This window comes from Enterococcus sp. AZ079, from assembly GCF_050547255.1.
Classification (GTDB): Bacteria; Bacillota; Bacilli; order Lactobacillales; family Enterococcaceae; genus Enterococcus_D; species Enterococcus_D casseliflavus.
This window is the reverse complement of record NZ_CP172955.1, coordinates 2484529-2499433: the sequence shown is the minus strand read 5'-3', so window position 1 is coordinate 2499433 and position 14905 is coordinate 2484529. Positions and strand designations below refer to the sequence as shown.

The window sequence follows — 14905 nt, the reverse complement described above, 5'->3', positions numbered from 1 at the left end:
TAAAAACAAGTCTGAGTTTTCTTCAGACTTGTTTTTTTGCCATTAAGGTTCAGAAAGATAGTAAATCTCACGATTTTGGTATGGATAACGAGTTTGCGAAAATTCGAAGGGCCGTCCGTCGGAGAGACGAGCAACTTGTTCTAATTCTAAGATCGGATCATTGGGATCGACTTCTAAATATTTGATATCATAGGAATCTGCTTTGTCGGCACGGATTTTACGTATGGCGGGACCTATTTTGAGATGTAAGGAATCAGTGATATATCGATAGATCGAGTGTTCAAGGATCGCCATATCAATATCGGGAATGGTTTTGATGGGCATGATCGTGTACTCCAATTCAAAGGGTTCGTTATCAACATAGCGCAGTCGTACGATATCATAAACAGGTTCGCTTTCTCGCAAGGACAAGTAATCCATTTCGTTGGCTTCTGGAAAACGAACATTGAAACTAATGATTTTACTTTGCACTTTATGCCGCCCGCCATATCGGTTGACTAGACCGATATACTCATTGATCTGTCCTTGATAGGTCGCTGAATTGACATATGTGCCATGACCTCTTTTGGTAGAAATCAGGCCTTCTTGCTTCAATTGATTTAGCGCTTTTTGGATCGTCATTCGTGAGGTTTGAAATCGTTTGGCTAACGCCGTTTGTTCCGGTAGTTTTGATAAAGCAGGAAAAACTCCTTCATAAATATCCGTCCGCAACTGATCAACGATCTCTTTGTATTTTGTCATAGTCATCACTCCTTATGTAAAGAAATTCATGGACTTGAGTTTTGTTTGAAGGGGATAAAAACAAGGTCTATCACTAAAGGATCCGCTGAAATTCACATGTATAGAAAAAGCTTTACATATATTTTTGAAAAATTTACATGCCTGTTTCACCTAATTATAATAGGTTTTGTAAGCGAATACAAATGATGGAGGAATCAATATGAAAAAATTTTACTGGGGAAACAGTGTCAGCAGTATGCAGACAGAAGGTGGTTGGAATGAAGGCGGTAAAAGCTTATCCGTTTATGATATACGGGAAGCTTCGGAACAGGCTAGCGATTGGCATGTAGCAAATGATAACTATCATGCGTATACAGAAGACTTTGATTATATGCAAGATTTGGGGATGAACATGTATCGTTTCCAAATTTCTTGGTCAAGGGTCGTTCACGATGGAGATGGTGCCTTTAATGAAGAAGGGATCGCCTATTACGATCGTTTTATTGATGATCTGTTAGCTCGAGGGATCGAGCCTATGATTTGTTTGTACCATTTTGATATGCCTCTGCATCTGGCGAAAACCTATAACGGGTTCATCAGCAAAGAAGTGAAGGACGCATTCATTCGTTTTGGAAAAGAAATGGTAGATCGTTTTGCGGATAAAGTCCATTATTGGTTAACCTTTAACGAACAAAATCTTTTCCACCAAGACCATGGTTTTAAGATCAGCGGTTATTTAGAAGGGGAAGAAACGACAGAAGAATTGTATCAGATTTTCCACAATGTCATGGTTTGCCATGCAGAAATCTGTAATTATCTTCATGAAACAACAAATGCGAAGATCGGCGGCATGCTGGCGTATTCTGAGGCGTATCCAGCGACTTGTCGTCCACAAGACATCAAAGCAGCAAGAGAGTTTGATGAATTTGCGAATTTTACTTTATTAGATTGCTATGCGCACGGCAAGTATTCGGCAGCACAAGACCGATACGTGAAAAATCATCAACTCAATATGAATATTTTACCTGGGGAATTAGAAGCGATCGCAGCGCAGAAAAATGATTACATTGCCTTTAGCTATTATGCTTCTTCTACCTTGAATGCTGAAAAAATTCCTGAAGGAACGCCGCCGAATCGGTACATGACTTTTGGAAAACAAGACAATCCTTATATTGAAACGACGGAATGGAATTGGCAGATTGATCCGCTCGGCTTCCGTGATGTCTTAAATAAAGTCTATCAGCGGTACCGCTTGCCAGTGTTTCCGATTGAAAACGGGATTGGTGTCAGGGAGCATTGGAATGGCAAAGAACCGATTCAAGATGATTACCGTATTGCCTACCATCAAGAGCATATTCGAGCGATATTTGAAGCGATGGTGGAAGATGGAGTGGTTTGTCTTGGTTATCTTGGCTGGGGACTGATCGACATTTTGAGCTCGCAAGGTGATATGGAGAAACGATACGGACTCGTGTATGTCAATCGTGGCAACCATGAGTTGCGAGATATGAAACGTGTACCGAAAAAATCGTATGAATGGTTCAAAGAAGTGATCAAAACGAATGGTAGTACGATCTATACAAACCCATATACAGAATAGGAGGAACAAAAATGGCAGCAGAAAAGCGCACGTTTTTAGATAAATTTACAGAGTTTTCGGTCCGTCTCGGCAATCAGGTTCATCTCAAAAGTCTTCGTGATGCGTTTGCGACCTTAATGCCTGCCTTTATTATCGCAGGGATCGCTGTGTTGTTTAATAATGTCTTCTTTCCATGGTTTTTAGAAGGGGCTGCCTTGGCGCGAATGCAAGTGTTTGGCAATTCCATCACCAATGGAACATTGAATATCGCCGGTCTGCTGATCGCCCCGATGATTGCTTATTTTCTTTGCCGCAACAAAAACAATCCGAGCGCCATCAATGCAACCTTTGTGGCAACGACTTGCTTAGTGGTCATGTTGGCGATGGCTCATGCCGTGATGCCAGAAGGCGCTCAAGCAGAAGTGACCATCAGTGGTGTGATGTTATTTGACGATGTCGGGACCAAAGGGATGTTTTCTGGAATCATTTGTGGGTTAGTTGCCACGGAATTATTTATTCGACTGTCAGAAAACAAGCACTTAAAAATCAATTTAGGGGATCAAGTTCCTCCTGCCGTCAGCAAATCCTTCAGCACGTTGATCCCTGCTATTTTGGTGATTTCCTTCTTTGCCGTAGTTGCGACCGTGCTAGCAGCCTTTGATACAGACCTGATTCAAATCATTTCAACAGTGATCCAAGAACCCCTGCGTTTATTGAACACATCGATTTTTGGGTTCTTGATCATCTATTCAACGGGCAATTTTCTGTTTACTTTAGGCATTCACCAAACCGTCATCAATGGCACCTTGTTAGATCCATTGCTGTTAGTCAATATGAATGAAAACATGCAAGCCGTGCAAGAAGGCGCTGCGCCGCCCAATATCTTAAATTCAGCATTCGTGACGGTTTTTGCTCAACTAGGTGGGACTGGGTTTACGATCAGCTTGATCATTGCAGTGCTCTTATTCGTTCGCAATTACCAACCTTTTCGAGATGTCGTCAATCTATCCCTAGCTCCGGGTATTTTTAATATCAACGAGCCAATCATCTTTGGTTTACCGATCGTCTTCAATTTACCAATGATCATTCCCTTCGTTGCAAGTCCAATTGTTGCGACGTTGATTGGCTACTTTGCTACCGCAGTAGGATTCATTGAGCCGCTTTCCGTGATGGTTCCTTGGACGACACCACCAATTCTTAGTGCATTATTGGCATCAAAAGGGGATTTTAAAGTTGTTTTGGTTCAAGTGATCATCATCGTCGTTTGTGTAGCAATCTATTTTCCATTTTTAAAAATCGCTCAACGGGTTGCAATCAAATCTGCTGAATTGGAGCGGGCAGAATAAACAAAACAGGATGAATCCTATACTAGAGTGACCTACAAAAGTTAGAACAAAATTCTAACGTTTTGGGGGTCACTATTTTTTGAGGTGATTTTTTTACTAAGTTTCTATTTTGAACTTTAATTAAATGGTATACTATCCCAAAAGGAGCGACTATGAAACTTTCAGAAATGCAAAAAGCGATTTATCAAAACAAAATCGATCACCAATTCAATGTCACAAATATTGAAAAAGAGTTTTTGGCTTTATATGGTGAAGTAGGGGAAGCCTTTGACGCGTATCGGAAGCAACAAGAGGTAGGAGAAGAATTGGCGGATGTGGCGATTTATCTTCTTGGGTTAGCGGAAATCCTTTCCATCGATCTTGAAGTAGAGATTCATAAAAAAATGGCCGTCAACCAAAAGCGTCGTTATACGAGTTATGGCAATGGCTATGCCAAACGAATCGATAATTGATACACGCACAAAAACTAGTGGATTCCTCGAGTATAGGCCCTTACCGAAATAGAAATGGAAGCAGGAGATAGGATGGAAAAGAATGTAAGCATGCGTGAATTAACCACGGCGGATTTAGCAGAAGTCGTGGACCACTATATTGCCGTATTTTCAGCAGAACCATGGAATGACCAATTGACAGTGCCGCAAATCACCGACTATGTATCATCAATGATGGCAATGAATACTTTTATTGGTTATCGACTAATAGACCGAGCATCGAATGAATTGATTGGTCTTTCATTAGGCTTTATCAAGCCCTGGTATCAAGGAAAAGAGTATGTGATCGATACTTTTTTAATTACTGGCACGCACCAAGGAAAAGGCTTGGGTTCCACTTTTTTAGAAAGGATCAAAGAAGATCTGCTCAAAAAAGAGATTCCAACGATCCTGTTAGATACCGAAGAAAGTATGCCAGCAGCGGATTTTTATAAAAAGAATGGCTTTAAGCCGTTACCAGATAATGTGAGCTATTATTTATCTCTAGATTAATCCAAGCATGTCAATAAATAAAAAAGTCTGCGAAAAAATCGCAGGCTTTTTAGTTATGCACAGTTTCAACAGGTTTATCCACAATATGTTGTAGGAACATGTTTTCGCCTACTAAATATTGGGTGTGTGGTTTTTAGAAAAGGATTTCAAAGAGATTCTTATGGACCAATGAGCGTAAAAGTGAAAAAAGTACTGAAACGCTTATAGAATATAGCAAAATTTATCTAGATGAGAGGCTCTGTTGGTACCGATCAGCTAATTTCTATCATCTTCGCGATAGGTCTTGCGATACTGCAGCGGCGTTAAACCAAATTTACGCTGAAATCTTTTGCTGAAGTAGCTCAAGTGATTGAAGCCAACGTGGTAGCAGATGGTTGAGACAGGCTCATCCGTTTCGATCAATAGGTTTTTGGCTTGAGACAATCGATAATCAATCAGATAGTTGATTGGGGTCAATGTCGTGTATTGCCGAAAAAGGGCGGTACAAGTACGTGTATTGATGGCAGCAGCTTTAGCGATCGCAGGAACCGTTAATGGTTCTTGATAATGCTGATGGACAAATGCCAGCATTAAGTAGATAGTTTCTTTCTTGGGTGAAGCAGGCCTTGCAGCCATTAGCTGTGAAAGGGCAGCTAAAAACAATTCATAGAGAGTAAATCGTTGTTCAATAAGCAGAGGCAGACGCACGGTTTGAACAAATGCTTGATGTTGGGCTGTTAAGGTTAAGCGCCGATAGCTGCGGGTGCGATCGTGGACTAATTGTTCGATCGCTTCTTTAAAAACAGGGTCAGCAATAAAGCCTGAAGAAAAATCAAAGCAGCAATATCGGACGTTTTCTGAAGCTAAAACAGCACCATGGAGTACACGGCTATTAATAATGATCGCCTCATTCTTATTTAGCAAAATTTGCTCGTCGTCAATCGTATACATGAAGCTACCTTCTTCGACCCATACGATTTGCAGCTCGTCATGCCAATGTAGAGGCAATTGGTCGCCACGCTTTTGTTGCAAGCAACGTTGATAAATTGCAAAGGAGCGATTTGTAGTTGTATGTTTGGTCGTTTCTTCGTTTTCTTCTGTGCGTTCAAAGTACATACCGCACCACCTTTTTACTTAATAGTGTTAAAAACAATCAGGATATTGACAAAAATTCACTATCTGATTCGGTATAATACTAACAAAGTTAAGCGAAAGACAAAAGGAGTTTTTATGAAAAAAACAGTTGGGATTGTTTATGCTTGTTCAGCAGCAGCTTTGTGGGCAGTTTCTGGCATCGCTGGACAAATTTTATTTACAAAATATGGTATTTCAGCAAATTGGCTCGTTTCAACACGATTGGTTCTTTCAGGGTGTTTGTTGCTAAGTATTGGGTTAAAGGATCGCGCCCGATTGATTTCCCCATTTCGTGAGAAAAAGGACTTCATTCAGCTGCTCTTGTTTTCTTTCTTAGGCATGTTTCTCGTTCAATTTACCTACTTTAAAACGATTGAGCAAAGCAATGCTTCATTTGCAACGATTATTCAATATACTGGACCTTTCTTTGTTTTACTCTATGCTGCGATAGCCAAAAGGCAGTTCCCCTCTTTAAAGACATGTTTCTGGTTATTGGTAACCTTACTTGGCGTGACGGCTGTGGCATCAAAAGGACAGATTGAGCAATTAGCGACTTCCCAATCTGCGCTAGGCTGGGGGTTAGCATCAGCGATATCACTAGCTTTTTATTCTATACAGCCGCGTAAACTCTTGCAAAAATATGGGAGTTTACCAATTGTCGGCTGGGGGATGTTGATTGGTGGAGGCTTGGGGAATGTGGTTCATCCAATGTGGCAGATAGGTAGTCAACTGAACGTTCAAGTGATTCTTTATTTGCTGGTGGTCATTTTATTTGGAACAGCACTAGCGTATTTGATTTTTTTAACAAGTTTACGCTATTTATCCTCAACACTTGCAACAGTTTTAACAGCAGTTGAGCCACTGCTGGCTGCTTTCTTATCGATCATTGTTTTTCATGATCACTTCACAGTGGTGGAGCTAGTAGGATTTATGGCAGTTATAGGGAGCATCATGTGTTTACAAAAAAAATTGTGAAAAAGACGAGATTCGCCAAAATCGGTGAAGTCTCGTCTTTTTTATAAATCAACAGAAAAAGAAAACGCAGGAGTCTACGCTTTCTTTTTCTGTTCTTCTTTTTTCTTGTCTGTGGTCGGTACGGAATCTAGGGCTTTTTTGAAAATCTCTTCTTTTTTCGTTTTATAGTTATGTTGTCGTTCAGCATACACTTTTTCTTTCGTCTTTGTTTTCATACTCGGTCACCTCTTCCTTTTTTTTAAGTATAGCATGATTTCACAAATTTATGCAAATCCTTGGTTTTCTCCTTGGTATTATAATCTTTTTCGTGAAATACATTGTGAAAATATTTCTTTTGGCAGAGATGAGGGACTTCTCTCTCAAGAAATTCGCATGCGGTTGGAAGCGATATAACAGGATTTTATCATAGCGTCGATCACACAGGTGAAAGAAGCGTTCTTTTTGAAACAACTTTTTCACAGAATCCCTCGTGAAAAAAAGGAATGATAATTGGGTGGTTTTAGTATCGATTTTTAAAAAAGGGGATCAGGAAAGAAATGTTATTCAAATAACAGTCTTGTTTTTCAAAAAGTGGGTTTGTTTGCAAAAAAAATCCTGTTTTTATTCGCGAATTAAAATAACGTTGAATGAAATAGCATTTTTCTGTAGTTTATAGAAATCTTTGTAAATAGTGTGCCATTGAGCAACACCAAAGAGAAAGTGATCAAAAAGAATAACGCAGGAAAATAAATGACACGTTTTATTAAACGCAAATTAAAAAAATACAAAACGAAAACAATATCAAAAAATATTAATTTTTGTTAAAATGGGGTACAGGGGGTGTTTTATTGGAATCTCGGAAAATCAAACGTAAGCGTTTAGTGAAACAAAAACGGTCCCTTTTCGTACAAAAAGGATTGGGTATCACAGCAGCGTTAGCATCGACTTCAGGTGTCTTTACGTCTCTTGCCCATGCGACCGAAACGACAAACGCTTCGTCATCAACCAACACAACTGCTACTCTTGCCAGATCGTCAGCTGAAACGGCGATCAATCGACAATTTAAAACAACAGCTTCACTGAATGTTCGTTCAAATGCTTCAACAAGTGCCTCTATCGTAAGTGGTGTAGGAGCAAATACAACAATCACTGCGGTGGCTCAAAAGAACGGTACCTCAGTGAATGGCAATACAACATGGTATAAGCTATCAACAGGGGGCTGGATCTCAGGTGCTTATGTGAAAAGCACCTCAGGCTCTTCTTCTGCCAATACTAGCTCGTCCAATTCGTCGTCGTCTTCATCGGAAAAAGCAATCTCGAAATCAGTGAAAACGACCACTGCATTGAACGTCCGTTCAAATGCAACGACTAGTTCTAGTGTCGTACGTGGACTAAGCAGCAATGCGACAGTACAAGTCGTTGCACAAAAGAGTGGAACGTCGGTGAATGGCACGACCACTTGGTACAAATTGTCCACTGGCGGTTGGATCACGGCGGCCTATGTCAAAGATGTTTCCAGCAGCTCGACAGGCAATAGTTCTTCTGGCGGCAACACAAGTGTTTCTGCAGAAACGGCTATCAACAAGAACGTGAAAACAACAGCGACATTGAATGTCCGTTCGAGTGCCTCAACAAGTGGTAGTGTCGTTGGCAGCCTAAGCAACAGTACGACGGTGAAGGTCGTTGCCCAGAAAAATGGCACATCCGTTGGCGGCACCAATGTTTGGTACAAAGTATCGACTGGTGGCTGGATCACAGCGGCATATGTACGTGACGTCACGTCTAGTTCTGGAAATACAAGTAATAACAATAATTCAAACACAGGTTCAAGCAACACCGGTTCATCAAACGGCTCAAGCAATGCGAGTGAGCAAGCCATCAATAAAACGTTCCAAACAACCACTGGTATGAATGTGCGCTCAAATGCATCGACTTCTGCAAGTGTAGTCAGCAGTTTGGGCAGCAATGCGACCTTCAAAGCAGTCGCTCAAAAACAAGGAACGTCAGTCAATGGCAATGCCACTTGGTATAAGTTATCAACGGGTGGCTGGGTATCTTCAGCGTATGTGAAGGAAGTCAGTGCAACGACTCCTGGCAACAATAACAACGCAGGCAATACCAATGTTCCGATGAGCGTGAACGGAGCAGCGATCGTTGCAGAAGCTAGAAAACATATCGGCACTCCTTATCAATGGGGAGGCAAAGGACCAGATGTCTTCGACTGTTCCGGGTTTACACGCTACGTCTTCTTAAAAGTGACGGGCAAAAACATCGGTGATTGGACAGTCCCACAAGAAAGCGCAGGGACGATCATTCCTGTCTCGCAAGCACAAGCTGGCGACTTGCTGTTCTGGGGTCAAAAAGGGAATACCTACCACGTAGCGATCGCTACAAGTAATACAAGCTATATCCATGCGCCAAGCACGGGTTATACAGTCACCGAAGCACAATCAGGCTTTTCGACTGCTAGCTTCGCTCTACGAGTGAAATAAATGTTTCATTGAATAGGCAAAGGGTTTGTCCTTTGTTAGAAGCGCCCCTAAGAAAGCTGCCATCAGTTTTCTTAGGGGCGCTTTTTGGGTTGGGCGCAGATCTTTTTAAAAGGTGGGCTTTGCCCTGTTTTTTTGACAAAAAGGCCGATTTGTCAAAATCACTTGTTTTTACTAGTACAAATTTTTGTCAAAAAAAATAGTTACTGATACCATAAAAACGTACCAATATTAGGAGGGATCTACATGAGATATACGAACGGAAATTACGAAGCTTTTGCAAGAAGCAGAAAACCGAAAGATGTCGAAAAGAAAGAAGCCTATATTGTTGGTGGGGGATTAGCAGGACTTGCTGCGGCAGTCTTCTTGATCCGTGACGGCCATATGGCGGGTGAGAAAATCCACGTCCTTGAAGAACTTTCTTTATCAGGCGGTTCATTGGACGGAAAATTCATTCCCCATGATGGATTTGTGACCCGCGGCGGTCGAGAAATGGAAAATCATTTTGAGTGTCTGTGGGATCTATTTCGCTCGATTCCATCTTTGGAGGTGGAAGATGCTTCGGTGTTAGATGAGTTTTACTGGTTGGACCACGATGATCCAAATTCGTCTAACTGTCGGATCATTCACAATCGCGGCCAACGAGCAGCAGATGATGGAGAATTTACCTTGTCTGCTACAGCACAAAAAGAATTAACCCAATTATTTATGACTTCAGAAGATCAATTGATCGGGAAAAAAATCGAAGATGTTTTTGGCGATGAATTCTTTGAATCCAATTTTTGGCTATACTGGTGTACGATGTTCGCCTTTGAAAAATGGCATTCGGCGATTGAAATGCGCCGCTATGTGTTGCGTTTTGTGCACCATATCGATGGCTTGCCTGATTTTACTGCGTTAAAATTTACCCGTTACAACCAATATGAGTCATTGGTCAAACCACTACTTGCTTATTTGGAAGAACAAGGAGTTGACTTCCAATATGAATGCACCGTCAGCAATATCGATGTTCGGATCGTGGGCGAGGAAAAAGTTGCTCAAAAACTTGTGCTAGAAAAAGCGGGGGCAATCGAAGAAATTCCTTTATCAGAAGATGACTTGGTCTTTGTTACCAACGGATCGATCACTGAAAGTTCCACGCAAGGGGACCATTATACTCCAGCGCCTATCTCAAAAGCACCTGGTGGCAGCTGGCGTTTATGGAAAAACTTGGCGGCGCAATCGCCTGAGTTTGGTCATCCAGAAGTCTTTTATGAAAACTTACCTGAAGAAAGCTGGTTTGTTTCGGCAACCGTGACTTGGCAGAATTTTGATGTGGAACCTTATTTAGAAAAATTGACCCATCGCAAGTTACGAACAGGCAGAATCGTCACTGGCGGGATCATCACCATCAAAGATTCCAATTGGATGATGAGCTTTGCGACCCATCGCCAACCGCACTTTAAAGAACAAAAAGACCAACAAACGATCACATGGGTGTATGGCTTGTTGTCAAATACACCAGGAAACTACATCAAAAAACCAATTGAACAATGTTCTGGACAAGAAATCGTGCAAGAACTGCTTTACCATTTAGGCGTGCCAGAAGCAGAAATCCAACGCATTTCAAAAGAATCAAGTGTGGCAGTTCCAGTCTACATGCCGTTTATCACTTCTTACTTCATGCTGCGTGAACCAGGGGATCGGCCATTGGTTATTCCAAATGGCTCCAAAAACTTAGCTTTTATCGGTAATTTCGCAGAGACTGAACGAGACACTGTTTTTACAACAGAATATTCCGTTCGGACTGCAATGGAGGCTGTTTATCAGCTATTAGATGTGGAACGTGGGGTACCAGAAGTGTTTGCTTCCGCTTATGATCTACGTACTTTGGCCAAAGCTGTCTATTATCTGACCGATAAGAAAAAAATTACGGAAATGGAGCTGCCGTTTATCGAACGGAAACTCTTGGAAGGCTTTGTTAAGAAAACCGAACATACCTACATTGGCGATCTGTTGAAAGAAAACCATTTGATTTAAATAAAACGCAACGACAACGAGGCGAAAGAAGCTGCTCGTTGTCGTTGCGCTTTTTATTTACTTTTTAGCGCAGTTTAAACGAATCATTATTCCTCAGATAAAATCCGAACTTGGATCTCTGTCAAATAAGCTTGCTCGTTGCTAAGGGTCGTTTCGTGGATCGATCGTTCATAGAAGTAGTCATCGATTTGCCATTGGTGCGTCGCAATCAGCTGCTTGAGTTTTTGATAGAACTGCTTCAATCCTTCGTCATCCCCCTGATAAATGGCGGTTAAATAGCATCCTGCTGGTTTCACGAAGGAAGTCCCGTGCGGCTCTTCTTGCCGCACGTAAACGTAGTCGATGTCTTGCGTATCGTCTTTGTTCGTCCGAATCATAAAACCGTACTCGTTATTCGAGAATAGATAAGGCTGTGCCATCAAAAGGTCGTAGGCTTGGGTGATCATCTCTGGGATGGAGCTGCCGTTTAATCTAGGACTGAGGGAGAAATATTCCTCTGGCTTTTCCTTCAAGGTGAAGGGGGAAGTTTTTTCTGCAGCCAGGCGCAAATCCGCAGCTTTTCGTTCGATGATTTTTTTGATGTTGGTCAACTGCTGAATTTTTTCATCGATGGTTTGCCGCTTGGCTTCCAATAAGTTTCTCATGGTCTCGGCATCCCCCTGCAGCGCTGTTTGGATCTCTTTTAAGGGCATCGATAATTCTTTCAATGACAGGATCAATCCGAGATCCAAAAGTTGATCAAGGGAATAATACCGATACCCGTTCTCGTCTTTGCTGTTTGGTTGAAATAGCCCAATCTCGTCATAATAGTGGAGTGTCCGAGGATTGATCCGCGCGAAGCGTGCCATTTCCGATACTTTTAATTTGGTTTTCATGGCGTTCCTCCTTGACTTTACAGTTACTGTAAACTTTATACTAAGGATAGTCAACTACTGGGAGGAAGATAGAATGAATAAAAAAGTAACGTATCGACCATTTAAACGAGAAGATCTGCCTGCGCTTGTGCAAGTAATTATTGATAGCTGGAACTACGACAAGCAATTTGACAAGAAGACCGCCAAGCACTTTGCTCATGTCTTTTTGTGTTATGAACTTGCTCGTGCGACCTATTCGCGGGTGGCTCTTTTAAATGGTGAAGCTGTCGGTATCTTATTAGCAGATAGTAAGAGAGGGAAGAAGCTTCATCCAGCGCGCTATTGGGGGAAAACGATTTGGCATGCTGGCTGCTTACTGCTTACGAAAGAAGGGAGAAACACGCTGCTGCATTATGCCAAGGAGGTGGCTGAGTTAAATCAAGCGATGTTGAAAGACTTACAAACTCCTTTTCAGACCGAAGTTGGTTTGTTTGCCGTTAGTCCCAAAACACAAGGATTGGGTGTAGGCAAGCAGCTCTTTACTTCCTTTTTAGCGATGGTCCAGCAGGAAAAAACGGTTCCGTTTTTCCTTTATACCGATACCACCTGTAATTTCGGTTTTTATGAGCATATGGGCTTGAAGCGGGCAGCTGCTGTGAAACGCTGGATCAAAAAACCGATCAAGAAGGAAATCGAGTTTTATATCTATACTTCCTAAGAGTGCAGCGATGCACTCTTTTTTCATTGGCTAGTATGGTAAACTGGAAGCAAAGAAGGACAAGGAAGCTGTTTTCGTTTTATGGAAACGGCGCTTATTTTGGTCGAAAGCGATGGCTCAATCCGCTTTCGTAAAAAGGATGGGGAATGGGAAAGGATGGTTTATTTGGAAAAAAAGCAGATAGGGTTTATTTTAAGTGATATTGATGGGACGATCTTGGATCATAAGCATCAAATCGATCTGGATTTGATTGAAGAAATCAAACGATTGAAGCAGCAAGCGATTCCTTTTGTTTTGGCTTCCGCTCGCTCCCCGAAAGGAATGCTACCGATAGCTCAAGAATTAGGGATAGAAGACTGGCCCTTGGCTTGTTACAACGGTGCCTTGATTGGAGGGTACGATCAAAAGGGCACACTGGTACCGATTTTCAGTCATGAGGTCAAAAAAGCAGAAGCAAAAACTTTGGTTGCGCGCATCAAAGCTGATTTTCCTGGTGTTTCCATCAATGTCTACTCTGGTGATCAGTGGTATTGCGAAAGAGTGGACCAATGGGCACGAGCAGAAGCGGCGATCACCAAAGAGACTCCTGTAGAAACTTCATTAGAACAACTGTTGGCACAAGAAGCTTTTGAGGTTCATAAGTTTCTTTTGATTGGCACAATGGCAGAAATCCAAGCGCTTCATGCTGCCTGCCAGAACGCTGGATTTTTAGAAAGCGCCTTTTACTTATCCAAAGAGAATTATTTGGAAGTCACTCATCAAGCTGTGGGAAAAGATAAGGCGCTAAATGAATTGGCGGCCTATTTTCAAGTGCCGCTGGCGCAAACCTTAGCGATCGGCGATAATTTTAACGACCTGCCAATGATTGCTTCAGCTGGTATTGGTGTTGCGATGGAGAATGCGCCTGAATTGGTCAAAGCAAAAGCTGATTTTGTGACGACTAGCAATACAGACCATGGGGTTACTGATGCGTTGCGGCGATTTGTCACAGAATAGATAAAAAAACTAGGTTTTTTGAACAAATTGATTGACTTTCATTTCTACTCTCCTTAAACTTTTAGCTATACCTAAAAAGGTAAGTGTTTGTTGGAAAGAAGGAGAAAAATGAATAAGAAGATCGAGAAGACATTGACCAAATTTGCCGAGCCGTTGGGGCTCTCCGTTGATACTTCCACTGGGGTGATTTATGGAACGTATCATAGTTATAAACTTTTTTTAGTTCAAGAGAATAACAATAGTTATTCTCTAGTGGCTCATTTTTCACTTAGCAAAGATGGCGAACTTCCCAACCAAGAAGAAGTCAAAGAAGTTTTAAGTGAGTCAAAAGAGATCATCGACTGTGTGATCCAAGGATATCAAGTTGCCTATACATTACGCGGAGCGATGACTGCAGGGAAAACCGTGGACAAGTTGCGTACTGCGTTGGACCAGTTGACGAATTTTTTGAAGACGAAAGGCTTCCAAAATGCTTGTACCTTCTGCGGCGCGGTCACTGAGCCGGTTTCGCTGTATGCTATTGGCGGCGCTCCCGTCATTGCCTGTGAAGCTTGCTTTAAGAAACAACAAGAAGCAGTCCTTGCGCAAGAACGGGAAAAAGGGCAGAAAAAAGAAAATTGGTTAGCTGGAACCGTGGGTGCGTTTCTTGGCTCACTGATTGGTGCCGGCGCAATTATTTTATTGGGACAACTTGGGTATGTTGCTGCATTGTCTGGGATCGCGATGGCGATCTGTGCCATCAAAGGGTATGAATTATTAGGTGGAAAACTCAGCACAAAAGGTATTATTAGTAGTATTATCGTCATGATCATCATGGTCTATGTCGGGAATCGTATCGACTGGTCGATCAGTGTAGCGAATTATTACACGGACGTTGATGTCTTCTATGCCTTCCGTATTTTACCTGATTTGATTCGTGAAGGATATTTGGAAGCGAGTCAATATTACGGGAACTTAGGTCTGGTCTATCTCTTTACGGCGATTGGGGCTGTGCCAACTATTATCGCTACGGTACGAGAGGGGAAAGTGACGCGTCAAAGCTATAAAATGGAGTAATCCACGTTTCTATCCAAAGATAAAAAAACACAAAGCGAGATCTTTTTCGCTTTGTGTTTTTTGTTTTTGTGTCATAAA

General features: G+C 41.8%; 14 protein-coding genes. 10 read left to right on the top strand and 4 right to left on the bottom strand.

Features of this window, described 5'->3' with window-relative positions; genetic code table 11:
- Positions 1-42: 42 nt before the first annotated feature.
- Positions 43-741, bottom strand: a complete 699-nt coding sequence (locus IGJ15_RS11860; protein ID WP_010747617.1) for a GntR family transcriptional regulator — start codon at positions 739-741, stop codon at positions 43-45.
- A 199-nt stretch (positions 742-940) separates the two neighbouring features.
- On the opposite strand from IGJ15_RS11860, the gene IGJ15_RS11855 reads away from it, so the two are divergent.
- From IGJ15_RS11855 to IGJ15_RS11840, 4 genes are all read left to right on the top strand, one after another.
- The gene (locus tag IGJ15_RS11855) at positions 941-2320 is read left to right on the top strand and encodes a glycoside hydrolase family 1 protein (RefSeq protein ID WP_010747618.1); all 1380 of its coding nucleotides are present in this window, start codon (positions 941-943) and stop codon (positions 2318-2320) included.
- 11 nt (positions 2321-2331) lie between these two features.
- Entirely contained in the window at positions 2332-3645 is a 1314-nt protein-coding gene (locus IGJ15_RS11850; RefSeq protein WP_010747619.1) for a PTS sugar transporter subunit IIC, read from the top strand.
- A 152-nt stretch (positions 3646-3797) separates the two neighbouring features.
- Complete coding sequence (locus tag IGJ15_RS11845; protein ID WP_010747620.1) at positions 3798-4097, top strand: MazG-like family protein; 300 nt, start codon at positions 3798-3800, stop codon at positions 4095-4097.
- 72 nt (positions 4098-4169) lie between these two features.
- Positions 4170-4628, top strand: coding sequence for a GNAT family N-acetyltransferase (locus tag IGJ15_RS11840; RefSeq protein WP_010747621.1), 459 nt, complete (start codon positions 4170-4172; stop codon positions 4626-4628).
- A 255-nt stretch (positions 4629-4883) separates the two neighbouring features.
- Here the strand turns inward: IGJ15_RS11840 and IGJ15_RS11835 are convergent, their stop codons facing one another.
- Positions 4884-5723 carry an AraC family transcriptional regulator gene (locus tag IGJ15_RS11835; protein WP_010747622.1) on the bottom strand — a complete coding sequence of 280 codons (840 nt, stop codon included), beginning with the start codon at positions 5721-5723 and terminating at the stop codon, positions 4884-4886.
- Between the two features lie 114 nt (positions 5724-5837).
- Between IGJ15_RS11835 and IGJ15_RS11830 the strand changes: the two genes are divergently transcribed.
- Entirely contained in the window at positions 5838-6716 is an 879-nt protein-coding gene (locus IGJ15_RS11830) for a DMT family transporter (RefSeq protein ID WP_010747623.1), read from the top strand.
- 74 nt (positions 6717-6790) lie between these two features.
- On the opposite strand, the gene IGJ15_RS11825 is transcribed toward IGJ15_RS11830, so the two are convergent.
- Positions 6791-6931, bottom strand: a complete 141-nt coding sequence (locus tag IGJ15_RS11825; RefSeq protein ID WP_005237363.1) for a hypothetical protein — start codon at positions 6929-6931, stop codon at positions 6791-6793.
- A gap of 612 nt (positions 6932-7543) precedes the next feature.
- On the opposite strand from IGJ15_RS11825, the gene IGJ15_RS11820 reads away from it, so the two are divergent.
- Together IGJ15_RS11820 and IGJ15_RS11815 are read left to right on the top strand one after the other, a co-directional pair.
- On the top strand, positions 7544-9187 hold the full coding sequence (locus IGJ15_RS11820; protein ID WP_010747624.1) for an SH3 domain-containing protein: 1644 nt from the start codon (positions 7544-7546) through the stop codon (positions 9185-9187).
- Between the two features lie 243 nt (positions 9188-9430).
- On the top strand, positions 9431-11203 hold the full coding sequence (locus IGJ15_RS11815) for an oleate hydratase (protein WP_010747625.1): 1773 nt from the start codon (positions 9431-9433) through the stop codon (positions 11201-11203).
- An 86-nt stretch (positions 11204-11289) separates the two neighbouring features.
- On the opposite strand, the gene IGJ15_RS11810 is transcribed toward IGJ15_RS11815, so the two are convergent.
- Entirely contained in the window at positions 11290-12078 is a 789-nt protein-coding gene (locus IGJ15_RS11810; RefSeq protein ID WP_010747626.1) for a MerR family transcriptional regulator, read from the bottom strand.
- A 73-nt stretch (positions 12079-12151) separates the two neighbouring features.
- Here IGJ15_RS11810 and IGJ15_RS11805 point away from each other — a divergent pair, with 73 nt between their 5' ends.
- The 3 genes from IGJ15_RS11805 to IGJ15_RS11795 all read left to right on the top strand — a co-directional run bounded on the left by IGJ15_RS11805 (position 12152) and on the right by IGJ15_RS11795 (position 14827).
- On the top strand, positions 12152-12775 hold the full coding sequence (locus IGJ15_RS11805) for a GNAT family N-acetyltransferase (RefSeq protein ID WP_010747627.1): 624 nt from the start codon (positions 12152-12154) through the stop codon (positions 12773-12775).
- Between the two features lie 156 nt (positions 12776-12931).
- Entirely contained in the window at positions 12932-13771 is an 840-nt protein-coding gene (locus IGJ15_RS11800) for a Cof-type HAD-IIB family hydrolase (protein ID WP_034695723.1), read from the top strand.
- A gap of 108 nt (positions 13772-13879) precedes the next feature.
- Positions 13880-14827, top strand: a complete 948-nt coding sequence (locus IGJ15_RS11795) for a hypothetical protein (protein WP_060792887.1) — start codon at positions 13880-13882, stop codon at positions 14825-14827.
- Positions 14828-14905: the final 78 nt, after the last annotated feature.

Excerpts from the sequence above, each read along its gene's own strand:
- IGJ15_RS11860 (WP_010747617.1), bottom strand. The coding sequence starts at position 741 with ATGACAAAATACAAAGAGATCGTTGATCAGTTGCGGACGGATATTTAT.
- IGJ15_RS11855 (WP_010747618.1), top strand. The coding sequence starts at position 941 with ATGAAAAAATTTTACTGGGGAAACAGTGTCAGCAGTATGCAGACAGAA.
- IGJ15_RS11850 (WP_010747619.1), top strand. The coding sequence starts at position 2,332 with ATGGCAGCAGAAAAGCGCACGTTTTTAGATAAATTTACAGAGTTTTCG.
- IGJ15_RS11845 (WP_010747620.1), top strand. The coding sequence starts at position 3,798 with ATGAAACTTTCAGAAATGCAAAAAGCGATTTATCAAAACAAAATCGAT.
- IGJ15_RS11840 (WP_010747621.1), top strand. The coding sequence starts at position 4,170 with ATGGAAAAGAATGTAAGCATGCGTGAATTAACCACGGCGGATTTAGCA.
- IGJ15_RS11835 (WP_010747622.1), bottom strand. The coding sequence starts at position 5,723 with ATGTACTTTGAACGCACAGAAGAAAACGAAGAAACGACCAAACATACA.
- IGJ15_RS11830 (WP_010747623.1), top strand. The coding sequence starts at position 5,838 with ATGAAAAAAACAGTTGGGATTGTTTATGCTTGTTCAGCAGCAGCTTTG.
- IGJ15_RS11825 (WP_005237363.1), bottom strand. The coding sequence starts at position 6,931 with ATGAAAACAAAGACGAAAGAAAAAGTGTATGCTGAACGACAACATAAC.
- IGJ15_RS11815 (WP_010747625.1), top strand. The coding sequence starts at position 9,431 with ATGAGATATACGAACGGAAATTACGAAGCTTTTGCAAGAAGCAGAAAA.
- IGJ15_RS11810 (WP_010747626.1), bottom strand. The coding sequence starts at position 12,078 with ATGAAAACCAAATTAAAAGTATCGGAAATGGCACGCTTCGCGCGGATC.
- IGJ15_RS11805 (WP_010747627.1), top strand. The coding sequence starts at position 12,152 with ATGAATAAAAAAGTAACGTATCGACCATTTAAACGAGAAGATCTGCCT.
- IGJ15_RS11800 (WP_034695723.1), top strand. The coding sequence starts at position 12,932 with ATGGTTTATTTGGAAAAAAAGCAGATAGGGTTTATTTTAAGTGATATT.
- IGJ15_RS11795 (WP_060792887.1), top strand. The coding sequence starts at position 13,880 with ATGAATAAGAAGATCGAGAAGACATTGACCAAATTTGCCGAGCCGTTG.